The organism is Streptomyces flavofungini, assembly GCF_030388665.1.
In the GTDB taxonomy this organism is placed as follows: domain Bacteria; phylum Actinomycetota; class Actinomycetes; order Streptomycetales; family Streptomycetaceae; genus Streptomyces; species Streptomyces flavofungini_A.
In genome coordinates this window covers 3,362,782-3,388,380 of sequence record NZ_CP128846.1, presented here as the reverse complement: position 1 = coordinate 3,388,380, position 25,599 = coordinate 3,362,782, and the positions used below count along the sequence as shown (strand labels likewise).

Genomic DNA, 25,599 nt, shown 5'->3' with positions numbered 1-25,599 from the left:
TTTTCCCGCCAGGGCTTCCGGGCGTGCGACGCGGCCAGAGCGACGGCCAAGGAGTGCTGGACCGCGAACGAGGCTCGGTCCTTGAGCGTGAATCGGCAAGGGGACCTTCCGTGACCGTACGCTTCTCTCGGCATGAGTTGCCGGTAGGACCTGAGGCCCAGCGGTTCGCGGAGCGCCTGAATGGAAACTTGCTCAGGGGTATTGACCGCCTTGAGAGGTCCACGGCGGTGATCGACTCGACGTTCGGTTCTGCGGTGATGAACGTGCGCGCCCGCTGCGTCGTCGATCCGGCAGCGGAGGAGGTGGAGACGTGGGAGGCCGCAGTCGATGCCATGCAGATGGGTTCGGCACTGTTTGCTGTCACAGGAGTGACCGAGGGTTCCGTCGAGTGCCGTATTCATCGTAAAACGCGCATGCTTCCAGCTGCCGGTCCGCTGCCGACTGCCAGCGCGGGGAATTGGCTGACGTCGTTCTGGCTGGCTGTGATTTGCCGTGAGCAGCAGCGGATGACGCAGCTGTGCGAGATTCCGCTGGAGCGGTTGCGGGCACCGGAGGGGCAGTACGACGAGTACGTCTACCACTGGGTGGACACGCTGCAGACGTACTGGCTGCGGCGCCCCGGGCTGGTGGAAAAGCTCACCGACGCGCTGCGGATGTCCGATCCGGCGGTGGCGCAGGTCGCGCCGCCGGACCTGTTGCAGGGCCTGCTCTATCCGCCGATCAACCTCTTCTACCACTTCGTGACCAAAGATGAGGACGGCTTCAGCCCGGCGCTGGAAGAGGCCCTGAAGCTGCACAGGGCGTACTGGACTCTGAGCGAGGACCGGAAAGCTGACATCGACGGCAGCATCGCCTTGGGCCCGTTGGCCATTGCCTGCCTGGCCTACGACGGGAAGCTTCCGATCGAGGTCGAGTCGGACTACCTCCCCAAGCACCTCCTGGAGCACAGCTGGCTCGGTGAGTTCCCTACCTGAGTAGCCAGGAATACACACAGGAGCCCGTATCGGCATGCGCGGACGGCGCCACCCCGGTCGCCGAGTCCTTCCGGCCCGCCCCGGACACGGGCGAGCGCCAGCTCATCCTCAACATCCGCACCACGCACGAACCCGACGAGCGCCTCGTGCTCGGCGGCGCCCTCGAAACCGCCTTCCGCCACCTCACCGGCGCGCCCCCGGCCGGCTGGAGCACCGCCGAGCCGGTCAGCCTCCCGTGGTCCACCCGGCAGCTGACCGCCCTCGCCCGCAGCCGCGCACCGCAGCCCACCTGGCTCGTCGCCGTCGGCCACGCGGACAGTCCGGCCGTGGCGACGACCACCGTCACCCGCACCACCGCCGGGGTCGAGGAGGACATCACCCTCACCCTGGGCCACGGCCCCGACGAGGCCGCCCCGCTCGACGCCATCGCGCCCCTGGCCGAGGCCCTGGCAGCCGAGCACGGGCTGACCTCGATGCTCACCTCGCTCCGCGCCGCCCGGCGCGACCTCACCGTCCCGCCGCGCTTCGAGGCCCCGCCCGCCCCGGTCGCCTTCACCCTCGGCCCGGACGCGGTGCGCGGGATCGGTCTCGCTCACGCCGCGCACCCGCCGCTCGACGCCGCCCCCGTCCGCCTCGGGGCCGCCGCCGACCCCTGCCTGCACTATCCGCTGGGCGGCGACGGCAGTGACTCCTCTGCTTGGCGGAGGGCCGGAACGCCACTATCCGGTTCCCACGAACTCAGACCCTGTGTACCCGGTCACAGCATCCGGCGGGCGTAAGGTTGACGTGCCCGTAAAGATGCCTGACGGTCGTACGCTTGCGGTCGAGGTCAAGACGTACGGCGAATACCGCACGATCACCTTGCATGACGGGACCAAGAAAACTGTCAAGGGTGAAGTGCCCCTCAGTAGCCACATAAAGGAGTAGATCCACAAGGACGTAGCGTTGAGGCGAATGGATCCAAAATACGATCCGCGCTGGTCATTTACTCACGCAGGTCCGTCCGATGCCCTCAGGGAGTATCTGAAGAAGGCCAGGATTATATTCCTTGAGTACGGGCCCACTCCAAAGAAGTAGAGTCGCCACAGAGGTAATTGAAAGGCCATGCATCATGCGAGACGCGAAATCTGACGGGTCTGAAATCGGGATTCAGCAATGGGCTGAAGAGGCTCACCAGAATGCTGGCCACCTTGCGGCCATGTTGGGTGTGGCGCGTGATCTGTTCGAGGCGGACCCGCTGGCGCTTCTGCCTGGGCTCCAGAACTACGCCTCACGCCTCCCTCTGGACCAGTTCGAGCAGTCGGACTGGATCACTTTGCACAGCGACCTCACCTCCTTTCTTGGTGACGTCCTTGTTCGTCGGCGTGGGGCAGCCTGGGTCAGGGGTGCCGACCCCAGCTCGCCGACTGGTTATCGGTACTACCTCGAAGTCACTGGGCCCGATGGTGTGACCCGCCGCGTAGAGCCGTATGACGTCGTTATGGAAGAGTTCAGCAATCTCCCCATTGAGATTGCCCGGATGATCGCTAATGCGGAAGTGACTCTCGGCGTCTCCTCGTATATCGATGAGTGAGCGGTGCATAGGGGAGTGGACGTGACGAGTGTTCCCCGCCAGGGCTTCCGGACATGCGACGCAGCCAGAGCGACGGCCAAGGAGTGCTGGACCGCGAACGAGACTCGGCCCTTGAGCCTGAACCGGCAAGGGGACCTTCCGTGACCGAACATATTGCTCGGCATGGACTGCCGGACGAGCTCGACGTCGAACGGCTGGACAGTCGAGTCGTCAGGCGAATTAACCGACTTGAGGAGTCGGCGGGCACGATCGACTTCGCGTTCAACACCGCTGTCATGGCCCTGCGCGCTCGCTGCGTCGTCGACCCACGAGCGGTCGAGGTAGAGACGTGGTACGCCGCGGTCAACGCGATGCAGTTGGGCTCGGCGCTGTTCGCCGTGACGGGGGTGAGTGAGGGGTCCGTCGAGTGCCGTATCAATCGGAAGGTGCGGACCCTTCCGGCTGTCGGGCCGTTGTCGACTGCCGATGCGGGGACTTGGCTGAACGCGTTCTGGCTGGCCGTGATTTGCCGTGAGCAGCAGCGGATGACGCAGCTGTGCGAGATTCCCCTGGAGCGGTTGCGGGCACCGGAGGGGGAGTACGACGAGTACGTCTACCATTGGGTGGACACGCTGCAGACGTACTGGCTGCGGCGCCCGGGACTGGTGGAGAAGCTGACCGACGCGCTGCGGATGTCCGATCCGGCGGTGGCGCAGGTCGCGCCGCCGGACCTGTTGCAGGGCCTGCTCTATCCGCCGATCAACCTCTTCTACCACTTCGTGACCAAAGATGAGGACGGCTTCAGCCCGGCGCTGGAAGAGGCCCTGAAGCTGCACAGGGCGTACTGGACTCTGAGCGAGGACCGGAAAGCTGACATCGACGGCAGCATCGCCTTGGGCCCGTTGGCCATTGCCTGCCTGGCCTACGACGGGAAGCTTCCGATCGAGGTCGAGTCGGACTACCTCCCCAAGCACTTCCTGGAGCACAGCTGGCTCGGTGAGTTCCCTACCTGAGTAGCCAGGAATACACACAGGAGCCCGTATCGGCATGCTTCGACGCCTCGGCGCCTCCTCGGAAAGAAACGCCGCCTTGGAAAGCTAGGAAACCGACTTCGCGTGACCAATGACGTCATAGCCCTCACCCCGACCATGCCCGATCCCAAGACCATCGTGGCCGGTCTGTTCGCGGGCGGCCCCGACCTGGAGGTCCGTACGCTGGCCGACGGCGCCGTGGTCCAGTTGTGCGCGCCGGACGGGCGGACGCTGGTGTCCGTCGAGGCGCCGTTCCTGGTGCACACGCCGGGTGAGGCCCAGCGACTGCTCGGCCCTGACGTGACGGCGCCCGACGTCCCGTTCTGGTGGACCGAGGCGCGTGCCTCCACCGCCGTCGAGGAGGCCGACCGGCTCGCCGGTTCCTTCGCCGGGCGGCTGGCCACCGTCCTGGGCGGCAGCGTCTGGCCCCCGCAGGCCGCGCACACCGACGTCGTACCCGTCGCCCCGGACGAAACCGACGGAGTCCCAGCGCCCACACCCCCTGCCGTCGACGCGTTGACCGGTAGCGCCGCCGTCGTCATCCAGGACCGCCCCGTCATCGCCATGACGAGCTGGCTCTCCGACGCCCTGCGCGAGGCCGCCGCCAACGACCGCGCCCTGACGATCGTCACCCCACCCCACACCACCCTCACCCTGCCCGCCCGCTTCGCCCTGCACGGCCACCCCAACCGCTGGGTCGTCCAACTCCCCGGCTCCGGCTACTACGACGGCCTCTCCGGCGCCGAACTGCACTGGCAGGACGAAGCCTTCACACCCGTACGGGACGCGGACGGCGCCACCCGGGTCGCCGACTCCTTCCGGCCCGCCCCGGACACGGGCGAGTGCCAGCTCATCCTCAACATCCGCACCACACACGAACCCGACGAACGCCTCGTGCTCGGCGGCGCCCTCGAAACCGCCTTCCGCCACCTCACCGGCGCGCCCCCGGCCGGCTGGAGCACCGCCGAGCCGGTCAGCCTCCCGTGGTCCACCCGCCAGCTGACCGCCCTCGCCCGCAGCCGCGCACCGCAGCCCACCTGGCTCGTCGCCGTCGGCCACGCGGACAGTCCGGCCGTGGCGACGACCACCGTCACCCGCACCACCGCCGGGGTCGAGGAGGACATCACCCTCACCCTGGGCCACGGCCCCGACGAGGCCGCCCCGCTCGACGCCATCGCGCCCCTGGCCGAGGCCCTGGCCGCCGAGCACGGGCTGACCTCGATGCTCACCTCGCTCCGCGCCGCCCGGCGCGACCTCACCGTCCCGCCGCGCTTCGAAGCCCCGCCCGCCCCGGTCGCCTTCACCCTCGGCCCGGACGCGGTGCGCGGAATCGGCCTCGCCCACGCCGCGCACCCGCCGCTCGACGCCGCCCCCGTCCGCCTCGGGGCCGCCGCCGACCCCTGCCTGCACTATCCGCTCGGCGGCGACGGCAGTGACTCCTCCGCCTGGGAGCGCCTGCAGCAGCTCATGGACCACCTCAAGGCGGCGTGAGCCGGGTGCGGCGACGGCTCACAGAAGGTGGTCGGCCTTGCCCGCCTTGATGTCCCGGATGAGCGTGGCGAGGGCTTCCCGGGTGTCGGTGAGGTACGTGTCCTCGGCGCCGGCGAGGGCTATGTAGGCGTTGCCTTCGGTGTCGGTGCCTATGCGGAAGCAGTTGTTGCCTTCGCCGCAGAAGGGCTCTTCCCAGTGGATCCCGGCCACGGTTTCTCCCTACTCTCAGAGTTCGCGCGCGACATTGCGAATGAGGTCGCGTGATGCCGTGGGCGACAGCGCCGCGTCGTCCCACCAGTCGAGGTGGGAACGGTACTTGGTGAGCTGTGCCTCGGCATGAGTGAATTCCGGCCCGTGTGCGGAGTCCAGCTGCACGGTGTCGAGCTGGGGCACCACCCCTTCCGCGTACAGCAGCGCGTGCCCGGCACCCGGAAACGCGCCGACGCTCGTCGGTATGACGCGGACCTCGGCGTTCTCGCGCTGGGAGACGGCGGCCAGTTGCGCAAGTTGCTTCCGTGCCACGTCGGTGCCCCCGAACGGCATACGCAACGCGACTTCGTGAACATACGCGACGTAGGCGAAAGGCCGTGGACGTTCGAGGACCTGCTGGCGGTCCATGCGGTGTGCGACCCGCAGCTCGATCTCCAGACGGGTCAGAGGCGGAAGTACGGCGGTGAAGATGGCGCGGGCGTAGTCCTCGGTCTGGAGCAGACCCGGTATGTGCAGGACCTGTGCGGTGCGTACGCGCGCGGCGTGCCATTCCAACTCGGCGATGTTCAGCAGCCCGGGCGGCAATGTGCCCCGGTGCTTCTCCCACCAGCCGCGTTCCTTGCTTGCGGCCATGGCTGCCAAGGCGTCGACGTAACTCTTGTCCGCACAGGCGTAGTTGCAGGCGAGTGTGCGGATGCGTTCGGCGGAGACAGGGCGAATGCCCGACTCGATGTTCGAGAGCCGCGTCCGGTCGATCCCGAGCAGTCCGGCGGCGTACTCCGTGGTGGCTCCCGCCGCGACGCGCATCCTGCGCAGCTCGGCGCCGAGGCGCTTCTGCCGCTCTGTCGGCGTGGTTCTGGTCGGCATGCCGCCCCTTCTCGTGGCGTGGTGGGCCACAGTCTGCCTTTCGGAGCGGACGGCAGTCCATGCGCAATGGGGGGTAATTATCTCTGAACGCGTGGACACTGTGACCCCATCTCCCTACATTGAGTAACGCACCACTCACTGCTCGACGCAGTCGGAAGCGCATCGCGTGAGCCTGCCCGAAAGCAAGAAACCTCCTCCCCTGGGAGGGGCGGGCCCGTGCCAGAGAGACGAGCCACCGGCGGCACACCCTTAACGCACCAACCCCCACCGGAGGTTGACCATGCCCTTGCTCGCGGCGACTACCTGCCCCGACAGCCTGCTGGACGACGTACGTACGCCCGGGGCGGACCGCCCGCCGACCCCCGACGACCTCACGTACAGCCTCACACTGCCCGCGTCGGCGACGAGCCCGGCGATCGCGCGCCGCGCGGTGGCGGCCATCCTCCAGGCGCACGGCCTGCGGGGACTGACGGAGGCGGCGGTCCTGGTCACGGCCGAACTGGCCGCCTGCGCTTACCGGTTCACACCCACGGAGGAGGTGTACCTCCGGCTGCGCCACCGGGACGGCGCGCTGCGGGTGATCGTCTACGACGGTCATCCGCGCCACACCAACTCCCGGCTCGCCGAGATCTGCGACGAGCGGCGCGGCGCGGCCCTGAACCTGATGGCGTGCGTGGTGAGGGCGTGCGCGGGGGACTGGGGATTCGGGGAGGCGCGGGAGCCGGGTGGCGGGACGCGGATGTGGGCGGTAGTGCCGGGGGAGGGGGCGCGGGCGTACGGCATGCTGCGGGCTTGACGCTCGGCGCCGCACCCGTCGGGGCGGGCCGGTCGGTGTCAGCGCAAAGAGGTGTAGAGGCATGGCAGGTACGCCGTCGGGTCCACCCCGCAGCACATCCCCGGAACGCCAAGACCACCGTTCTGGCGCGGCGATTGGATGAGTGAGCCGCCAGCCCCAACGGCGGCAACCCGCTGACTGCTGGGAGGAGGGGGGGAGCCAGCGGCCACTCCAGTCGATCTCGCAACCATCTCCCGCTGCCGTGTCAGTAGTTGCTCTCGCTGAAGACGGTGAGGCACATTGGCTTGCCGTCCGCGGTGTACGTGCCGTCGACGGCGTACGAGGCTCCGGTCCGTCGAGTCGGGAATTCCGTCACGAGGCACCGGCCTCGGCTGTCAGGCAGGTGAACGACGGCATCTGCATCGCTGTCCCGGCAGTCGACGAGTGCGAGATCCTGCTCGGGCCAACTGGCTGAGTTGGCCACGCACTGCCCGGCGGTGAGTTGGGTCGGCCTTGGGCGTTCCTCGCCACCCCGCGTTGCGTTGACGACGATGACAGTGGTTGCCAGCGCTGCCAGGACCCCCAGGGCGGTCAGCGCGATCGGTCGCCGGAACAGCGGGCGGCCCGCGTCAAGAGGGTGACGCCACCCTCCGCTCGGTTGCGGCAGACGACGAAGCCCTGACCAGGTCGAAAGGTTGAGCAGGAGCGTAATGGGTGTCGCTATCAGCGACAGCGGGCTCCACCAGCCCAGCAGCAAGGTGCCCGCTGCCATGTCCCGCAGGACGGCCAGCCCGCAGGTCCGGCAGAACATTCCCTGCGTCTTGAGCATGCTCATGAACACGAGCCGACCACGATGCCCGTGGACAGTGGTGAACACCGCCGGGCCACTGCCGCACACTTGGCATGCCATCGGGGGAGCAGGCTGTGGAGCGGCCGGCAGCCCCGGAGTGCCCGGATGGTGAGGTACCGCAGCAGGTGGTCCGGCCTGCCAGGCGTAGGCAGGGTGCGAACCGTTGGTGAACCCTTGAGGTGCCGCAGGGTGGGGTTCGTGCGATGGAGGTGTGGTCATGGGGCTCCCCCTGGTTGAGTCTGTTTGAGCGGGCGCCAGTGAACGGCGCGAAGTCCCATGAGGCGGGCTGCCTTTACACGCCGCTCGGTGGCGGAAGGCAGGCCGGTTGGATGTGGCACACGTTCTCGCCCCCGCTTCCCGCGAGCCCCCCGCTGAACACCCGCACAGCATAGATGGTCGATGCATCGGCTCCTCGCGACCTGTGCCTGCGTCATGCGCGATAGTGAAGTGAGGTGCAGACCTCCGGAGTCGGCAAGGGGTGTTGAGGAGGTGCGTGGCGTGTCGCGGGGTCCCCGACCAGTCCTCAGGGTTGTGTGTTTCGGCCACATTGGGTGGCCGGGAGGGCATGGACGGGGAGCGTGGAGTGCGCCGTCCCGCGTCCCGTCCAAGCCGTCAGCAGGGGCACGCATGGGATCTGGTGGGAAGTGGGGGAGCATATGCGCCAATGTGGCCCACCTCATCCGAACTCCGTTGCGCCTGCAATCTCTTATGGGGCAATATGTTCGATGCGCTACGTGGCGTACGTGGCGGATGAGCCCGTTGTGGCTAGGCGGCGCGAAGACAAGTGGGACTCGGGGGTGTGGGCTTGTGAAGTTCGACATGGGTGAGACGACGCTGTCGGTGTTGGGGAAGCAGACGTCGGGGTCGAGTGATGATCTGGGTGCGTTGATCCGGGCTCTGGTGTCGGCGGCGGAGCCGTTGGAGGGGAAGTTCAACGGGGCGGGGAAGGCGACGTTTGATTCGTTCAAGTTGCGGGCGGATGAGATCACGGCTGCGTTGAACGGTTCGCTGTCGTCGATTCTGGGTGGCCAGGCGGGGATGGACGAGGCGTTCGGTACGGGTGTGCAGGAGCAGTCGGACAACGCGCACAAGAACATGGGCGCGGCGAATTTCCAGGCGGCTCGCTTTTCCGGCTGACCGCCGCTGTGCGATGGGGCCTGGGGGTGGCCCCGTTCATTCATTCACTCTGCTTCGACTCGACACGGGGAGTTTTGTCATGGCTGGGAATCAGGACCGGCGTTCGTACGACACGGGTGCTTCCGCCGATGTGCAGAGCAGCTTGCACATCATCATCGGGAATCTGGAGCGGGTGCTGGGGGACCGGGACCGGGCGGTGAAGGCGGCGATGGCCGACTATCAGGCCGATGGTGTGTCGGATGAGTACCACGGCAAGGAAGTGCGCTGGAACAACGCGGCGAACGAGGTCCGCGAGATCATCCGCCTGGTGCGTTCGACGTTGGAGGAGAACGACGGGACGGCGCAGACGACGTTGTCGCGGGCGCGGGCCGCGGTCAACAACATCGGCTGACGCGCACTTCGGCGTCAGGGAGTCACAGGACCAAGGGGAATTACGGGGCGGGGCGCGTGACACGGCGCGGCCCGGCTCACGGGGATCAGGGGATCAAGGGGGCGTGTGGTGACGGCGTGGGACATCGAGCCCGGTGGGGTCAGCAGCGTGCTGAAGCGGGCGGGCGGCTCGGCTGAGCGCATGGCGAAGGCCGGCCAGAACATGCAGGAGACGTTGCCGAGCGCGGCGGCTTCGGCGGGCACCATTGCCGAGGGCGGGCACGAGGGGGACGGGAAGCCCGTCAAGGCCGACAAGAACGGTAAGGGCGGTAAGGCCGGGGTACAGGGGCCGGTGGCCTCGGCCCTGGGGGTGTTCGCCCGGCAGTGGAACGAGGACTTGCAGTACATCTCACGGCGTGCCGCGAGTTCCCTGCTCGGCGCCCACCTGGCCACGAAGGAGTACGTCGAGGGCGATCTGCGGATGGCCGCGAGCAGGAACCGTGACGCCATCAACGGCATCGTGCCCGACATGCCAGGAGTCAAGGGCGGCAGTGGTGACGGGGGCGGCAAGAGGTGAGCAACGAGCCCATCGACCCCAATGGGATACCGCAGTTCACCGGCGACCTGGAGCAGCTTGAGCGGGACGTGGCGGACCTGCGGCGCGAGGCGTCGCAGTTCCGTGACGCCGGCGGGGACGTCCACTCCGACTTCCAGGGACTCTCCGCGTTCTACGAGGCGCCGGAGGCGGAGCAGCTGTTCGCCACGACGAAACCGGTGCAGACCAAGACGGACGCGTTCGCCGACGACCTGGAGAAGGTGGCCCAGGCACTCAGCAGCTATGCGACCCGTGTGCGGCCGATCGTGAAGAAGCTCAAGGACCTCCAGACCGAGGCCAGCGCCTTCTACATCGACGAGATCTCCACCGACGAGGACTGGCGCAAGGACGACGACAAGCGCGAGCACAACAACCGGTTGGTGGAGGAGGTCAAGGGCTACACGCAGAGCTTTCGCATCGCCGAAATGGACTGCCACAACGCGATCACCACGCTGGTCGGCGGCATTCGTCTGACGCTCAGCGACGACGGCACCAGCAGTTGTGGCACGTATGGCTACACCGACAGGGTCCTCGACCAGGCCGAGAAGTTTCCCTGGGGCGGCAAGGTCGAGAAGGAGCGGGACGGGCTCGACTGGCTGGCCCACAAGGCGCTGGACGTCGGCAAGGGCTTCTTCGTCGACGGCGTCGGCGGCACGATCAACGCACTCGGCACGCTGGCGGGCAAGGACGGCTGGGGAGCCGCCGGGGAGGCCTGGAAGAACCTCGCCAAGCTGAGCACCGGGCTCACGCTCACCATGACCCCCGTCGGCGGGCTGTTCTGGATGGCCAAGGACGAGCAGCTGCCCGGCTGGCTGCGGGACTCCCGCCGGGCCGTCGTCGACACGGGCAAGGGGTTGATCGCGTACGACCAGTGGAGCAAGAACCCGGCGCGGGCCGGGGGTCTGGTCGGCTTCAACGCGGTCACGATCGTGGCGACGCGTGGCGCGGGCTCCGCGGCGAAGGCGGGTGCGGCGGCGAAGACGGTTTCGGCGATCGGGAAGTTCGGGCGGGCAGTGGATCCGTTCACTTATGCCGCCAAGGGCGTTCAGTTCGGGTTGACCAAGGTCGGCGACCTGATGGCGCCGCTGAAGGGCATGCGGTCGGGTGCGTACGCGGACATGGCCGACGGGCCGTACCGGCTTGCGGAGAGAGGTACGGACGTCCCTGCGCGCCCTGCGGCTGTGCCGGACGACGCGCGGGCGTACGTCAACCGCAAGGGCGACACGATCTTCATGACGCGTGAGGGCGTCATCGTGGATGACCAGGGCAAGGTCCTGGGGAACATGGCGAAGAGCGAGGAGGGCTTGGCGGGTCCGTCAGCCGGAGAGCGTGGCGCTGCGGCCGCAGGGGAACCCCCGCCCGCGGTTCGGGCACAGGATCGTCAACCCGTTCTGGTCGGCGCGCAGGTGGATGACGGTGCTGGTGGCGCCGTAAGCCGGGGTGGCGACGGGCTGCCCAGGGACGCTGCGACCCACCCTCCTGGAGGCAGCGCCCATGAGTTGGGTGGAGGTGCCGCCGCTCGCCATGAACCCTCCGGCGGCTCGTCGAACCATCCGCCAGGAGCTCACGGGGATGGTCCCACGCACGCGGATCAAGGCCTCAGCAGCGGGCGCGGAGCCGATGGCCCCGGCGAAGGCATGGCGCCTCATGGAGACGGTCCTGGAGGGAGTGGCGGTTCGGGAGCGGCTGCCCACGGGTCCGACCTTCCTGGTCGGGTCGAGGGCACCCCGCTGGACCCCCAGCCCGGTTGGCATGGGGCAAGCGCTGACGCTATGAGACATCATCGGCGCCCCGCCGTGTATGTCGGTCATCTCTCCCCTGACGAGAAGCTAGTCGTGCTGGAGAGAGAAGCTCGAAATCTGGCGGACGAAGCGCGGGCGGCTGCAGCAGGGGACAACCCTGGGCGGCACCGGCTGGAGCAGGGGTGTGCCGGTAGCTTCCTCCACGACAACGTGATAACTGTGCATTCCAGTACCACAAAGATGCATGGGCAGAAACTTCCTCATACCCATCAGGTTCTGCAAGAAATGCTGAAGCGGATAAGTGATGACGTGGATGCGGGTGTGCTTCCGAAGCGAGGTTTTGGACACGGTAAGTGTGCCGAAATATCGCTGATCAGCGACCGGTTGCATCAACTGGACCCGACTGGAAGTAAGATACGTACGGTCGATGACGCGCGACGAGCCCTGGAGGGTGGTGAGATGCACACACGGAGGATCAATGACCTCTACCATCGAAAGACTGGCCAACTCGAAAGTCGGCACAACGATTTCATGCCTCCTTGTGATACCTGCAAGCATATTCTCCCGCAGCTCGGCATTCGCGCGCATGAGTGACTGTCGCTCACAGAATGGAAATTAAGGATGGATTTCAGCGGCCTGTCGCAGGAGGTGCGCGAGTGGCTGGAGCGGAATGGTTGGTTTCCTGGTCGTGACATCGGTTCGGCTGAGGCCGACGAGCTTATCGACGTGCGGGTTCGGGATGCCGAGCGTCAGGGAAATCCGTTGGTTCCGATTGACGCCGCGGTTCGTGTCATCCGCACCTTCGGGCTGCTGACACTTCAATATCCTCGGGCGGGCGACCTAGCTCTGGAGATGAACCCGAACGTTGGGTATGACGGTGACGCCGGACTCATCTCTGAATTGGGTACGAATCTCGGGCAGCGATTGTTTCCCGTGGGGTACGAATCGGAGGATTATGGCCCGGTTTTGGTCGACGAACTCGGTCGATTCTTCCATCTTCACCACACTGGAGCGTACTTCTGGGGATTCAATGAGCAAGATGCCTTTGCGCACTTCATGAGTGGCGCCCAGGCTCTGGATGCGGAGGACTTCTTTGTTTGAGCAGCATCCGGCGGTGGCGTCCTCCCTACTAGTGGGCGGCCTCGTCGTCAGTCAGACCAGCCTTGTCGGATCGGAGCGGCCGAACCTGCATCCAACGGTGCGGGAGTTCGTCGACTCCCTACCGGTGGGGCAGAAGCAGGGCTTCAACGAGAGGTGTGCCGAATCGGCCCTTGTTTCGGACCAGTTGTGGCGCCTTGATGCCGAACGGGGCGACGGGCGCGTCACGACCATCGCGGAAGCCGTCCCGCACTTTGAAGGCGCCGCGATGATGTCCCGCCTGATTCGTCCGGAAGGCGACCCCGACCACGGGAAGCCCGCACAGCCATGTGCCGTTTGTGCCTCGCTTCTCGAAGCGTTGCACATCAGCGTTGTCGGCTGAATGTGTACGCTCCGATGGCAACGTAGGTCGGCGGCGCTCTGTTATGGCGTGTAAGGGAGTGTGATGGCGGCTCAGGACTACGACAGTCAACTCCTGGAGTCCGTCTCCGTTCGGCGGCGGCGGCTTCGGGATGCATTGTTGTTCGGGGGTGAGCGGCAGCGGCGGTCCGTGGATGAGCGGGTGGGGAAGATGTTCGCCGGGATTGTGATCGCCGCTGTGCTGTGTGCGGGGTGCGTGGGGTGGTCCTTTGTCTCGCACCGGGTGATGAAGGAGAAGCCGGGAGGGAATGCGCCCGGCGTTACGCGTACTTCTTCGGGTGGTGTGTCTGAATCGCCGTCTATGACTCCCACTTCTCGGTGATAGGTTCGAACTTGTGATATCTGCGGGGGCATTGAGCCGTGACCAGGGTCGTGTGACGTTGAGTCGGGTGACCTTGGTGGGGGAGCGGCGGCGGGTGGATCTCGTACTGCCTTCTCAGGAGCCGATCGGGCTGTTGCTGCCCGAAGTGATGCGGCTGTTGGACGATCAGGTGGGGGATCGGCCCGCGCTGCGGCATCTCGTGGCCGCGGACGGGTCCGTGCTCCCGCAGGACGGGACGCTGGAGTCGGTGGGCGTCGTCGACGGCGCGGTGCTGCGACTGGTGCGGGTGGAGGACGCGCCGTCCGCGCCCGTCGTGCACGATGTGACGGACGAGGCCGCCGAGGACTTGGACGTGCGGGCCTGGCGGTGGGGCGACCGGGCCCGGCAGGTGGTGTGCGGTGGTGCTGCCGTCGCGTGGGCGCTCGTGGCCGGAGTGCTGGCCCGGGGCGAGTTCGACGAGGCGCGTGTGGGTGGCGGACTGCTGGGGGTCGCCGGGGTCGCAGCCCTCCTCGGGGCGGTGTTCGGGCGGGTCCGGCGTACGAGTCTGGCCGTCACGCTCATATCCGTGGCCGGTGCGCTGGGCGTGCTCGGGGCCCGGATTCTGGGCGACGCCAACGGGTGGGCAGTCGGCGCGCAGTTGGCCGGGGTGGGCGGTGCCGTCGCCGTGACCCTCGCGCTGCTCGGCTGGTGCACGCCCGTCGGACGAGGCGCGCTCGTCGGCGCCGGGGCGCTCGCGGGGTGCGCGGTGGCCTGGGAGACCGTCCTCGGATTCCAGGACGATGGCGCCCGTGTGGGTGCCGTGCTCGGTGTCCTGTCCGTGGTCGCCCTGGGCGTGCTGCCGCGGCTCGCACTCATGACCTCGGGACTCTCCGGGCTCGACGACCGGCGTTCGGGCGGGGCGTCGGTCAGCCGGTACGAGGTCGGAAGCGCGTTGGCCGCCACGCACCGCGGGCTCGTCCTCGCGACTCTCGTCCTCGCGGGGTCCGCCGCGGTCGCGGGTTTCCTCACCCTGAGCACAGCGACAGTCTGGGAGGTGCTGCTCGCCGCCGCCGTCGCGCTCGTTCTCGCGCTGCGGGCCCGCGCGTTCCCGCTGATCGCCGAGGTGGTCGGCCTGCTCCTCGCCGCGGCCGTCGTGGTGGTGCGGCTGGTGTGGGTGTGGCAGGAGCACTCCGGCGCGGCGGGGCCGCTCGCGCTGCTCGTCGTGCTCGCCGCGGCTCCGCTCCTCGTCCTCGCCGTACGGCCTGCCGAGCACGTGCGGGTTCGGCTGCGGCGTTTCGGCGATGTTCTGGAGTCGGTGGGCGTGATCGCGCTCGTGCCGTTGCTGCTCGGTGTGTTCGGTGTGTACGGGCGTCTGCTCGACACCTTCGCGTAGGAGGTGAGGGACCACATGGCACAGGGGCAAGGACAGCGGCGGGACGACTGGCAGCGCGACGTGCTGCGGGACTTGGGCGCGCAGCCGCGCGCGCGTACGGCGGCCCAGGGAACAAGCGGGCCGGACGCGGGCACGGCGCCGATGCGCACGGCGGTCGCCCGAACGGAGGCGAACGCCTCGGGCACTTCGGGCACGCCGGGCGCCCCGGCTCGCACCCAATCCACCCCCACCCCTCCCCACCCTCCGACCGCCCTTCCCACCGGCCCTCGCACCCACGTCACCCCCCGCACCCCCCACCCCCCGAACCTCCCCACCCCCGAATCCACCCCCACCCTCGACCCCCGCCTCGCCCTCGCCCAAGGTCGTCCGCAGCACGGAGACTCCGCGCTCCGCCGGACGGGGCGCACGATCCGACGGCTCACCGCCTCGGCCGCGCAGGAGGTGACGGAGGAGTCCCGCATCGCGCGGGACATCCAGCAGCCGGTCACCACGGGCCGGGTCGTCGCCGTGACATCCATCCGCGGTGGCGTCGGCAAGACGACCGTCGCCGCGCTCCTCGGTCGAGCATTCGGGCACTACCGGCACGACCCGGTTCTCGCCCTGGAGGCGGACGCCGCGCTCGGCACACTGCCGGTGCGGCTGGGCGCGGAGTCGGTGCGCTGGGCGTGCGCGGACCTGGCCCGGATCCTGCACCCCGCGATGCAGTTGACTGACATCACGGGCTACCTCGTGCCGGTCAGCGACGGCGCCTGGCTGCTGCCCGCAAGCCAGGGGCGAGTCGGGGCACCCCTGGACGTGGCGACGTACCGCACCGTCACCCTCGCCCTGCGCCGCCACTTCGCCACGACCGTCGTCGACTGCGAGACGCTCCCGGGCGAGGTCGCCCGCACCGCCATGGACACCGCGCACGCGCGCGTGGTCGTCGCCCCGATGACACCCGAGGGCGTGGGCGGGACCCGGCTCGTCCTGGACTGGCTCGGGCAGCTCCCGCACTCCGCGCTCACCACCACTGTCGTCGCCCTGACCGCCAACTCACCCGACATGACGCTGAACGCGAAGGCCGCGGCCGCGCATCTGCGGGAGACCGGCGTCACCGTCGTGCCCGTGCCGTACGACCGCCACCTGGCCGGGGGCGGGGCGATCGACGCCACCCGGCTCGCCGCCGGTACCCGGCAGGCGGCCACTCGCCTCGCCGCCGAGGCGCTGCGCCGCGCGGTACGGGTGCGGTGACGCCCACGATGACGTACCGCAGGCACAAGAAGATCCACCGGAGCCCGCGATGACCCACCACCTCGTCCACCGCCCCGCCCGCTCCACCCGACCCCCCGCAGCCCCCGGCCGGCACCTGATCGAGCCGCCCCCGAACCTTCCCGAGGGCAAGCTGGGCAACGCCGCCACCGCGCTCCTTCCGATGGCGGGCGTGATGGGCTCGGTCGTGATGATGACCGTGATCCGGTCCAGCCAGTTCGCTGCGCTCGGAGCCGTGGTCCTTGTGTTCGCCCTGTTCGCCGCGGTCGCGCTGTTCGTGTCGCAGCGCGGCAAGGCCCAGCGCACCCGGCGTACCCAGCGCGAGCGGTACCTGGAGTACGTGGAGGAGCAGCGCACGGAACTCGCGGCAGCGGAGCGGGAGCTGCGGCAGCGCGGACGCCTGCTGAATCCGCCGCCCGAAGCCCTGTACGACCTCGTGCGCGACCCCGCGCGGCTGTGGGAGCGGCGCCGCGCCGACGCCGACTTCCTCGACGTGCGCGTCGGCACCGGTGACGTACCGGCGCAGGAGGTCGTGATCGAGCAGCACAGCGGGAGCGGGGTGCTCACGCCGCCCGATCCGTTCATGCTCAACGAGGCACGCGCCCTGCAGGCGCGGTTCGCCGTGGCCCCCGACTTCCCGCTGACCGTGCCTCTCGACAGAGCGGGCAACGTGAGCGTCGTCGGCGACCGCGAGGGCGTCCTCACGGTGGCCCGCGCGCTGCTCGCCCAGGCAGCGGTCACGCACGCGCCGGACGACGTGGCGATCGCGCTCGGCGTGCCCGGGGAACGGCTCGCCGACTGGGAGTGGGGCAAATGGCTGCCCCACGTCCTCGACCGGAGCGTCGACCCGGACGCGTACGAGGAGCCCGTCGGCGCCCGCCGAATCGCCCCCGACCTGGCCCAGCTCGCCCGGCTGTGCTCAGCGGACCTGCGCCGCCGCGCCTCCTACGCCGCCGAGGTGCGCCGCGGCCTGTCCGACAAGCGGGCGCTGCGGATGACGGACCGGATGCTGGTGGTCAGCGACGTGTACGGGGAGACCGCGGTGGAACTGCCGCGCCCGGACGCGGCCGTCGGGCTCGCCGACATGGGCGTCACCGTGCTGCACCTGCTGGCCGAGCAGATCCACGAGCCGGACGAGGTCAGCGTCCGCATCACCGTCTCCGGCGACCAGGTCACTGTCGAGGACCTGCGCACCTCCGACGGCCGCCGGACCCAGGGGCTCGCGGACGCCACGAGCGTGCCCGGCGTCGAGGGAATCGCCCGCCTCCTCGCGCCGCTCAGGCTGTCCGCCGAGTCCGCCGCCGAAGGCACACCGGTGTCCGGCCCCGTCGACTTCCCCGGCCTGCTCGGCGTCGACGACCCGGCGGTCCTCGACCTGGCGCACCTGTGGGCGTCGCGCGGCGAAAGGGACTTCCTGCGGGTGCCCATCGGCGTCGACGACCGGCACGAGCCGGTGCTGCTCGACCTCAAGGAGTCCGCCGAGCTGGGCATGGGCCCGCACGGACTGTGCGTCGGCGCGACCGGCTCCGGCAAGAGCGAACTGCTGCGCACGCTCGTCCTGGCGCTCACCGCCACACATCCGCCCGAGGACCTGGCCATGGTTCTCGTCGACTACAAGGGCGGCGCCACGTTCGCGCCGTTCACGAGCCTTCCGCACGTCGCGGGCGTCATCACGAACCTGGAGAACCAGGCCGACCTCGTCGAACGCGTCCACACCAGCCTCGCCGGAGAGATCACCCGCCGCCAGCAGGTCCTCAAGGACGCGGGGAACGTCGCCGACATCGGTCACTACGCCGCACTGCGTGCCAAGGAGCCGGCCCGAGGGCTCGAACCGCTGCCGCATCTCTTCGTCGTCATCGACGAGTTCGGCGAACTCATCACCGCCAAGCCGGACTTCATCGATCTCTTCCTGTCCATCGGACGGATCGGCCGGTCCATCGGCGTGCATCTGCTGCTGTCCAGCCAGCGCATCGAGAGCGGGAAGCTGAAGGGCCTCGAGACATACCTTTCGTACCGGCTCGGGCTTCGGACCTTCTCCGCCGACGAGTCGCGCACGGTCCTCGACACCGTCGACGCCTTCCAGCTTCCGCCGCTTCCAGGGTTCGGCTATCTGAAGGTGGACACGTCCACGTACACGCGATTCAAAGCCGGATACGTCTCCGGAGCCTGGCGCGGCCCCGCTCCGGTCGACACCTCCGTCGCCCGGAGCCTCGCCTGGCCCTACCCCGCCTTCAACACCCAGGCGCGGACAGGTGCCGCGGGGCCGGAGGAGAGCGGAACCCGTGAGCGGCAGACCGGCCCCACCACCATGTCCACGATAGTGGAACAACTCACCACCGCCGCACCGCCCGTACGCCGCATCTGGCTGCCGCCGCTGCCCGACGCCATCGCCCTCGACTCCGCGGCCGGACCTCTCGGTGTCTCCGGGCGCGGCCTGCACCTGACCCGCTCCCACGGCCATCTGCGCGTCCCGCTCGGTGTCCTCGACGACCCGGCCAAGCAATGGCAGGGGGAGTGGACCCTCGACCTGAACGTCGCGGGCGGCCATGTCGCCGTCATCGGTGGACCGCAGTCCGGCAAGACCACGCTCCTGCGCACCCTCACGCTGTCGCTCGCGCTCACGCACACTCCGTACGACGTCGCCGTGTACGGCCTCGACCTGGTCGGCGGCGGCCTGTCCGCGCTCGCGGGGCTGCCGCACGTCGGCGGCATCGCGTCCCGCGCCGACCAGGAACGCCTCGCCCGTACCGTGGCCGAACTCGCCGCCCAACTCGCTCTGCGCGAGGAGTTGTTCCGCGAGCACGGCATCGACTCCCTCGATCAACTGCGCCGGATGCGTGCCAGCGGCGACCTGCCCGAGATCGGCTCCACGGACCTCGTGCTGCTCGTCGACGGCTTCGGCGCGCTGCGCGAGGAGTTCGACGAACTCGACGAGGCCGTGGCCGACCTGCTCAAGCGGGGCGGCGGCTACGGCATCCACGTCGTCGCGGGCATGCTCCGCTGGAACGACGTCCGGATCGCCACTCAGTCGCTGTTCGGCACGCGCGTCGAGCTGCGCCTGAACGACCCGACCGATTCCACGATCGACCGCAAGCTCGCCGAGGCGTTCACCGCGGACACGCCCGGACGCGTCCTCACCGACGGCAAGCTCTTCGCGCAGACCGCGCTTCCCCGAACCGACGGCTCCACCGCTACCGGCGACCTCGGCACCGCCCTGGAGGACGCGGCCCGCACCGTCGCGGCCATCTGGCACGGTGAACCCGTCGCCCCCGTAAGGGTCCTGCCGCTCAGCCTGCCCGCGGCGAAGCTCCCCGCGCCCGCTGCCGAACCCGACCGGGTGCCGATCGGAGTCGACCAGGACACTCTCGGACCGGTCCACGTCGACCTCTTCGACCGCGATCAGCACCTGCTGATCCTGGGCGACAACGAGTGCGGCAAGACCAACCTGCTCAAGCTGATCGCCGGTCAGCTCATCGACAGGTACGGGGACAAGGAGCTCGTCTTCGGCGTCTTCGACCCCCGCCGCGGTCTGCGCGGCCACATCCCCGAGCCCTACCGAGGCGGCTACGCCCACAACGCCAAGCTCGCCGGAGCCCTCGCCACCGGCATCGCGGCCGAACTCGAGAAGCGCCTCCCGGAAACCGCGGACCCCGACGGGTCCGACACCGCGGATCCCACCTTCACCGGCCCGCGCATCGTGATCCTCGTCGACGACTACGACATCCTCACCACCGCGGGCCAGCAGCCCCTCGCGCCCTTCCTTCCTTACGTTTCCTCCGCCCAGGACATCGGCTTGCACTTCGTCGTCACCCGCCGCGTCGCCGGGGCGTCCCGTGCCCTGTTCGAGCCGTTCCTGACCGCCTTGCGCGAGACCGGTGCGACGGCGCTCCTGATGACCGGAGACCGCAGCGAGGGCCAGCTCTTCCCCGGCGTGTACGCCTCCCAGCAGCCTCCCGGCCGAGGCACACTCGTCCGGCGCGGCCGACGTCCGCAGCTCATCCAGACGGCACTCACTCCCGAGGCCGACAAGGCCCCAGACAAGGAAACGCCGTGACCAAGGACGTCATCGCCCTGACCCCCGAGATGCCCGACCCCATGGCGCTCCTCGCCGGTCTCCACGCGGGCGGGCCTGATCTGGGCCTGACCACCGCCGCCGACGACGCCGTCATCCAACTGTGCACCCCTGCGGGCCGCCCGCTCGTCTCCGTCGAGGCACCCGTCATCGTCCATACGCCGGGCGAGGCCGAGCGCCTCCTGGGCGCCCAGGAGGCGTTCCCCGACGTGCCTTTCTGGTGGACCGAGGCCCGCGCCTCGACCGCCGTACCGGAGGCCGAGAGCCTCGCCGGGTCGTTCTGCGGCCGCCTCACGCTGCTGCTCGGCGGCACCACCTGGCCCGCGGACGCGGCCACGGTCCAGGTCGTCCGTACCCCCGGCGAGCCGGACGGCCATGACGTCACCCCTCGCCCGGCACCCGAAGGGGCCCTGCCTGCCGTCGACGTCCTCACCGACTCCACAGCCGTCGTCCTCACCGACCGACCCGTGATCGCTCTGACCGCGTGGCTCTCCGACGTACTGCGCGCGGCGGTGACCTCCGGCCGTGCCCTGCACATAGTCACGCCATCCCATGTGCGCCTGAGTCAGCCCCTGCGCACAGCTCTGACCGGTCCGCCGAACCGCTGGGTGGTCCAGGACCCCGACTGCGGTTACTACGACGGCCTGTCGGGTGCCGTCCTGCAGTGGCGGGACGGCACCTTCGCACCGGCGCTCGACCAGAACGGCGAAGCGACCCTCGCGGCCGCCTTCGCCTCGTCCGAAACACCCGCCGAGCACCAGCTCACGGTCTCCTTCCGCTGCCACCACTCCCCGGACGCCGACCTCCTGCTCGGCCGCTCCCTGGAGACCGCCTGGCACCACCTCACCGGCACCGGACCGGTCGGCTGGGGCACCGCCGAACCCATCAACCTCCCCTGGTCGCCGCGCCAGTTGACCGCCCTGGCCCGGGACCGCGCTCCCGACCCCAGCCACCTGCTCGCCGTCGGCCGCCCCGACCGGCCCGCGCTCGCCACCCTGCGCGTTTCCCGCACCGAGTCCGGCGTCACCGAGGACGTCACCCTCTCCTTGGGGCACACAGCCGACGAGCCCCCGCCGCTCCACGCCGTTGAACCACTCGCCGAGGCCTTCGTGGCCGAGCACGGTCTGAGCACCATGCTCATCACCCTGCGCCGATCCCGCCACGACCTCACCGTTCCGGCCCACCTCGAAGGCCCGCCCATCCCCGTCTCCTTCACGCTGGGCGCCGCGGACGTACAAGCCGTAGGCCTTGACCACGCCCGTCACCCACCCCTGCCGCAGCCGCCCACCCCGCTCGGCCCCGCCACCTCTCCCGCCCTGCACTACCCCCTGAGCGACGGCAGCAGCCCGGATGCCTGGACCGACCTCGAGGCGCTGACCCGGCACCTCAGAAACGCGTAGCCCACCCGACGCCCCGATGCCTACGATCCCCCCATGCCCAACCCCACTCCCCCCAGCTCCCCCACCTTCGACCAACTGGTAGCCGAAGCCGAAGCCGCTCCCACCGAAGGCTGGGACTTCTCCTGGTTCGAGGGGCGGGCCACCGAGGCGCGGCCCTCGTGGGGGTACGCGCGGGCCATGGGGGAGCGGCTCGGGCGGGTCGGGGCGGCGCTCGACGTGCAGACCGGTGGGGGTGAGGTGCTGGCCTCCGCGCCCGTGCTGCCCCGGCTCGCCGTCGCCACCGAGGGGTGGGCGCCCAACGTCGCCAAGGCCTCCGCCCTGCTGCACCCGCGCGGCGTGGTCGTCGTGGCCTCGCCCGAGGACGCGCCGTTGCCGTTCGCGGACGGGGTCTTCGACCTCGTCACCAGCAGGCATCCGGTGACCCCGCACTTCGAGGAGATCGCCCGGGTGCTGCGGCCCGGCGGCACGTACTTCGCCCAGCACGTGGGGCCGAGCAGTGTCTTCGAGCTCGTCGAGTACTTCCTGGGGGAGCAGCCCGCGGAGGTCAGGGGCGCGCGGGACCCGGAGGGGGAGCGGGCCGCCGCCGAGGCCGCCGGGCTCGACGTCGTCGCGCTGCCCGCCGAGCGGCTGCGGATGGAGTTCCACGACATCGGGGCCGTCGTCCACTTCCTCCGGAAGGTCGTGTGGATGGTGCCCGGCTTCACGGTCGACGCCTACCGGCCGCGCCTGCGCGAGCTGCACGAGCGGATCCGCGAGGAGGGGCCCTTCGTCGCCCACAGCACCCGGCACCTGTTCGACGCGGTCAAGCGCTAGCCGCGTGGCCAAGTGGCTGCGTGGCCGAGCGATCGCCGCGCGGCCCCGCGTCAGTCACCCGTTCGGCGGTACTGTCGGTCCGGTAAGTGAGTCGGCGAAGCCGTACGTGGACGAGGAGTTGGCATGGCGCATCGCAAGGGACCGTACCTCTGCGGCCTGGACGCGGCCGTCGATGTCGTCGGCGGCAAGTGGAAGCCCCTGATCCTGTGGGCCCTGTACGCCGGTCGTACGCTCCGTTTCGGCGAGCTGCGGCGGCACGTGCCCGGTGTCAGCGAGAAGATGCTCATCCAGCAGCTCCGCGAGATGGAAGCCGACGGCATCGTGCACCGCGAGGTCTACCGCGAGGTGCCGCCCAAGGTCGAGTACTCCCTCACCGACCTCGGCGAGACCCTGAACAAGGCCCTCGAGCCCCTCGGCATCTGGGGCGACCAGCACATGCAGCGGCTGGTGGAGCGGCACGCCGAGAAGACCGGTGGCAGCGGGGGGAAGAAGGGGGACGGCGTCGCCGTCCAGTCCGCCTGATGCGACCTCGACCCGGTGTGAATCGGGGCAAAACGGCAAGGTCGCGTCAGTCGATTCCGCATCGTTATGCGAACTGGCTCGATTCCGCCCCACGCCTCCCGTAAGTTCAGACCAACGCTAATTCGCGTCAGCAAAGCTGCGCGGGCGGTGCCGCGCAGTGGAGGGGGCTGCGCGGCCTCGTGCGCCCCTTGAGGGTCCGCCGTCTCCCGGTTCTCGGCCCATGGGCCCCGGCCCCGTCAAGCCCGCGCCCCTCGCCCGCGTCACCCTTCGGGAGTACTCGCCCCCGGCGACCGGATCCCGCCCGGAGGGCCGAAATCCGGTGGGAGAACAGGCTCAGGCAGTTGTCGGGCGATTTCGGAGCGTAGTTGTGGCACGCCGATGCACGCCGAACCACTTACGAAGGGTTATGGTGGAAACCCCCCCTCGGGCCGGTCCGTCTCCCCCCCACGGACCGGCCCGTTTTTTGTGCCTATCGACGGGGGCTTCTTGTGCCCTCCGCCGGGGGCTCTTCGTGCCCCTCGGCCCGGGGGCCCGTCCGGCGCAGGCGGACGAGCGCGCGGCGCGACCGACGGCGCCCCAGGTCAAGGGGGCGCCCCACCTCCCGAGGAGCCCCCGCCGGACCTAGCTCCGACCAGCCCAGATGTTCGTCCCCGGCGTGGACACCGCGAACGTGTCGATCTCCGCCAGCTCCGCGTCCGTGAGCTTCGGGCCCGACAGCGCCGCCACGTTCTCCTCCAGCTGCTTCACGCTGGAGGCGCCGATGAGGGCGGACGTCATGCGCTCATCACGCAGGACCCAGTTCAGGGCCAGTTGCGCGAGCGACTGGCCGCGGCGGGCGGCGATGTCGTTCAGGCCATTGAGGCGCCGTACGACCTCGTCGTTCAACAGCTCCGGGTCGAGGGACTTGCCCTGGGTGGCGCGGGAGCCCTCGGGGATGCCCTTCAGGTACTTGTTCGTGAGCAGGCCCTGGGCGAGCGGGACGAAGGAGATGCAGCCCATGCCGGCCGTCTCCAGGGTGTCGAGCAGGCCGTCGTCCTCGGTCCAGCGGTTGATCATCGAGTACGAGGGCTGGTGGATGAGGGGGCGTACGCCCATCTCGGTCAGCAGGCGGGCCGCCTCCGCGGTCTGCTCGCTGTTGTACGAGGAGACGCCCACGTACAGCGCCTTGCCCTGCTGGACGGCCGAGGCCAGCGCGCCCATCGTCTCTTCCAGCGGGGTGTCCGGGTCGAAGCGGTGCGAGTAGAAGATGTCGACGTAGTCCAGGCCCATCCGGGTCAGGGACGCGTCGAGCGAGGAGAGCAGGTACTTGCGGGAACCCCACTCGCCGTACGGGCCGGGGTTCATGAGGTAGCCCGCCTTGGTCGAGACGATCAGCTCGTCCCGGTAGGGGGCGAAGTCCTGGGCGAAGAGCTTGCCGAAGTTCAGCTCCGCGCTGCCCGGCGGCGGGCCGTAGTTGTTCGCCAGGTCGAAGTGGGTGACGCCCAGATCGAAGGCGCGGCGCAGGATCGCGCGCTGGGAGTCGAGGGCACGGTCGTCGCCGAAGTTGTGCCACAGGCCGAGGGAGACGGCGGGCAGCTTCAGACCGCTGCGTCCGCTGCGCCGGTACTCCATGGAGTCGTAACGGTCCGCTGCCGCGCGGTACTCGGAGGTGTCGTTCATGAGGACGAAGCTACTTCAGGGAACCGGGACGTGGACCGCACGCGTGTACTCAAAGGGCCCGGGCCGGAAACGGAAGGCGGGCCGCACCCCGGACCGGGCGGCGCCCGAGCAGCGGTACGCTTTCGCCTTCGGGGACTGCCGTCTGTCTTCTTGGAGGGGCTGAGACGTGAAGCTGCGCGACCTGGTGTACGGACTCTACGCACGCCGGGTGGAAGGCCGCCTCGACCACGACCAGGTGCCCAAGCACATCGGCGTCATCCTCGACGGCAACCGCCGCTGGGCGAAGGCCTCCGGCGGCACCACCGCCCAGGGCCACCGGGCGGGCGCGTACAAGATCGAGGAGTTCCTCGGCTGGTGTGCCGAGACGGACGTCGAGGTCGTCACGCTCTGGATGCTCTCCACGGACAACTTCGACCGCCCCGAGGAGGAGCTTGTCCCGCTCCTCGGCATCATCGAGGACACCGTCCGCAGCCTCGTCGACGACGGCCGCTGGCGCGTCCACCACGTCGGCGCCCTCGACCTGCTGCCCTCCCGCACCCAGGGCGTCCTGAAGGAAGCGGAACAGGCCACCCACACCCGTACCGGAATACTGGTCAACGTCGCCGTGGGCTACGGCGGCCGCCAGGAGATCGCCGACGCCGTCCGCTCCCTGCTGCTCGACCACGCCGACCGCGGCACCTCCATCGAGGACATCGCCGAGAGCGTCGACGTCGAACAGATCTCCAAGCACCTCTACACCAGCGGCCAGCCGGACCCCGATCTGGTGATCCGGACGAGTGGAGAACAGCGCCTCTCGGGCTTCATGCTCTGGCAGTCCGCTCACTCCGAGTACTACTTCTGCGAAGTCTTCTGGCCGGCCTTCCGGAAGGTCGACTTCCTGCGTGCGCTGCGCGATTACGCCGCGCGCCACCGCCGTTACGGCGGATGACACAGCAGCCCCTTTGAGGCCTCGGTAACCAGGAGTTAACCAACGCGCCGTCATATGCCATGGCATGGCTGCGCTTGTTCGAGGGAATACCACTGGCAGGTCGGCGTCCGATTCACGGACGCCGGATCTCAGCGGACGGCACGGGGCCGTCC

At 69.3% G+C, this 25,599-nt stretch carries 23 protein-coding genes; 19 read left to right on the top strand and 4 right to left on the bottom strand.

Annotated features, from left to right (window positions below; all coding sequences use genetic code 11):
• Positions 1–110: 110 nt before the first annotated feature.
• The 5 genes from QUY26_RS13545 to QUY26_RS13525 all read left to right on the top strand — a co-directional run bounded on the left by QUY26_RS13545 (position 111) and on the right by QUY26_RS13525 (position 5,048).
• Positions 111–974, top strand: coding sequence for an immunity 49 family protein (locus tag QUY26_RS13545; protein ID WP_289946380.1), 864 nt, complete (start codon positions 111–113; stop codon positions 972–974).
• The gene (locus QUY26_RS13540; RefSeq protein ID WP_289955690.1) at positions 971–1,753 is read left to right on the top strand and encodes a DUF6177 family protein; all 783 of its coding nucleotides are present in this window, start codon (positions 971–973) and stop codon (positions 1,751–1,753) included. Before QUY26_RS13545 ends, QUY26_RS13540 begins: the two co-directional genes overlap by 4 nt.
• Before the next feature lie 332 nt (positions 1,754–2,085).
• Positions 2,086–2,547, top strand: a complete 462-nt coding sequence (locus QUY26_RS13535) for a hypothetical protein (RefSeq protein WP_289946378.1) — start codon at positions 2,086–2,088, stop codon at positions 2,545–2,547.
• 140 nt (positions 2,548–2,687) lie between these two features.
• A complete protein-coding gene (locus QUY26_RS13530) occupies positions 2,688–3,539 on the top strand; it encodes an immunity 49 family protein (RefSeq protein ID WP_289946375.1) in 852 nt (283 codons plus the stop codon).
• Between the two features lie 102 nt (positions 3,540–3,641).
• A complete protein-coding gene (locus QUY26_RS13525; RefSeq protein WP_289946373.1) occupies positions 3,642–5,048 on the top strand; it encodes a DUF6177 family protein in 1,407 nt (468 codons plus the stop codon).
• A gap of 18 nt (positions 5,049–5,066) precedes the next feature.
• Here the strand turns inward: QUY26_RS13525 and QUY26_RS13520 are convergent, their stop codons facing one another.
• Both QUY26_RS13520 and QUY26_RS13515 read right to left on the bottom strand, forming a co-directional pair.
• Complete coding sequence (locus tag QUY26_RS13520; protein ID WP_030358022.1) at positions 5,067–5,258, bottom strand: hypothetical protein; 192 nt, start codon at positions 5,256–5,258, stop codon at positions 5,067–5,069.
• A 15-nt stretch (positions 5,259–5,273) separates the two neighbouring features.
• Entirely contained in the window at positions 5,274–6,125 is an 852-nt protein-coding gene (locus QUY26_RS13515) for a helix-turn-helix domain-containing protein (protein ID WP_289946368.1), read from the bottom strand.
• A gap of 280 nt (positions 6,126–6,405) precedes the next feature.
• On the opposite strand from QUY26_RS13515, the gene QUY26_RS13510 reads away from it, so the two are divergent.
• The gene (locus QUY26_RS13510; RefSeq protein WP_289946366.1) at positions 6,406–6,921 is read left to right on the top strand and encodes an ATP-binding protein; all 516 of its coding nucleotides are present in this window, start codon (positions 6,406–6,408) and stop codon (positions 6,919–6,921) included.
• A 244-nt stretch (positions 6,922–7,165) separates the two neighbouring features.
• Here QUY26_RS13510 and QUY26_RS13505 read toward each other — a convergent pair whose 3' ends face one another.
• Entirely contained in the window at positions 7,166–7,735 is a 570-nt protein-coding gene (locus tag QUY26_RS13505; protein WP_289946365.1) for a hypothetical protein, read from the bottom strand.
• Positions 7,736–8,557: 822 nt separating this feature from the next.
• On the opposite strand from QUY26_RS13505, the gene QUY26_RS13500 reads away from it, so the two are divergent.
• The 12 genes from QUY26_RS13500 (at position 8,558) to QUY26_RS13440 (ending at position 22,860) form a co-directional block, all read left to right on the top strand.
• Complete coding sequence (locus QUY26_RS13500; RefSeq protein WP_289946362.1) at positions 8,558–8,887, top strand: hypothetical protein; 330 nt, start codon at positions 8,558–8,560, stop codon at positions 8,885–8,887.
• Between the two features lie 79 nt (positions 8,888–8,966).
• A complete protein-coding gene (locus QUY26_RS13495) occupies positions 8,967–9,278 on the top strand; it encodes a pore-forming ESAT-6 family protein (protein WP_030358016.1) in 312 nt (103 codons plus the stop codon).
• Between the two features lie 108 nt (positions 9,279–9,386).
• Complete coding sequence (locus tag QUY26_RS13490) at positions 9,387–9,833, top strand: DUF6507 family protein (protein WP_289946358.1); 447 nt, start codon at positions 9,387–9,389, stop codon at positions 9,831–9,833.
• On the top strand, positions 9,830–12,187 hold the full coding sequence (locus QUY26_RS13485) for a YwqJ-related putative deaminase (protein ID WP_289946356.1): 2,358 nt from the start codon (positions 9,830–9,832) through the stop codon (positions 12,185–12,187). The genes QUY26_RS13490 and QUY26_RS13485 overlap by 4 nt, the downstream gene beginning before the upstream one ends.
• Before the next feature lie 27 nt (positions 12,188–12,214).
• The gene (locus QUY26_RS13480; protein WP_289946354.1) at positions 12,215–12,694 is read left to right on the top strand and encodes an SUKH-3 domain-containing protein; all 480 of its coding nucleotides are present in this window, start codon (positions 12,215–12,217) and stop codon (positions 12,692–12,694) included.
• On the top strand, positions 12,687–13,073 hold the full coding sequence (locus QUY26_RS13475) for a YwqJ-related putative deaminase (RefSeq protein ID WP_289946351.1): 387 nt from the start codon (positions 12,687–12,689) through the stop codon (positions 13,071–13,073). Before QUY26_RS13480 ends, QUY26_RS13475 begins: the two co-directional genes overlap by 8 nt.
• 373 nt (positions 13,074–13,446) lie before the next feature.
• Entirely contained in the window at positions 13,447–14,805 is a 1,359-nt protein-coding gene (eccD, locus tag QUY26_RS13465; RefSeq protein ID WP_436840324.1) for a type VII secretion integral membrane protein EccD, read from the top strand.
• 15 nt (positions 14,806–14,820) lie between these two features.
• The gene (locus tag QUY26_RS13460) at positions 14,821–16,035 is read left to right on the top strand and encodes a MinD/ParA family ATP-binding protein (RefSeq protein ID WP_289946347.1); all 1,215 of its coding nucleotides are present in this window, start codon (positions 14,821–14,823) and stop codon (positions 16,033–16,035) included.
• Positions 16,036–16,084: 49 nt separating this feature from the next.
• Positions 16,085–20,107, top strand: a complete 4,023-nt coding sequence (eccCb, locus tag QUY26_RS13455; protein ID WP_289946345.1) for a type VII secretion protein EccCb — start codon at positions 16,085–16,087, stop codon at positions 20,105–20,107.
• Positions 20,104–21,525, top strand: coding sequence for a DUF6177 family protein (locus tag QUY26_RS13450; protein WP_289946344.1), 1,422 nt, complete (start codon positions 20,104–20,106; stop codon positions 21,523–21,525). The genes eccCb and QUY26_RS13450 overlap by 4 nt, the downstream gene beginning before the upstream one ends.
• A gap of 33 nt (positions 21,526–21,558) precedes the next feature.
• Complete coding sequence (locus QUY26_RS13445) at positions 21,559–22,338, top strand: class I SAM-dependent methyltransferase (RefSeq protein WP_289946343.1); 780 nt, start codon at positions 21,559–21,561, stop codon at positions 22,336–22,338.
• A gap of 123 nt (positions 22,339–22,461) precedes the next feature.
• Positions 22,462–22,860 (top strand): winged helix-turn-helix transcriptional regulator, encoded by a 399-nt coding sequence (locus tag QUY26_RS13440; RefSeq protein WP_289946341.1) that lies wholly within the window; start codon positions 22,462–22,464, stop codon positions 22,858–22,860.
• Positions 22,861–23,481: 621 nt separating this feature from the next.
• Here QUY26_RS13440 and mgrA read toward each other — a convergent pair.
• Entirely contained in the window at positions 23,482–24,519 is a 1,038-nt protein-coding gene (gene mgrA / locus QUY26_RS13435) for an L-glyceraldehyde 3-phosphate reductase (protein ID WP_289946340.1), read from the bottom strand.
• A 166-nt stretch (positions 24,520–24,685) separates the two neighbouring features.
• Here mgrA and QUY26_RS13430 point away from each other — a divergent pair, with 166 nt between their 5' ends.
• Positions 24,686–25,447, top strand: coding sequence for an isoprenyl transferase (locus tag QUY26_RS13430; protein ID WP_289946338.1), 762 nt, complete (start codon positions 24,686–24,688; stop codon positions 25,445–25,447).
• The last annotated feature ends 152 nt before the right edge of the window (positions 25,448–25,599 follow it).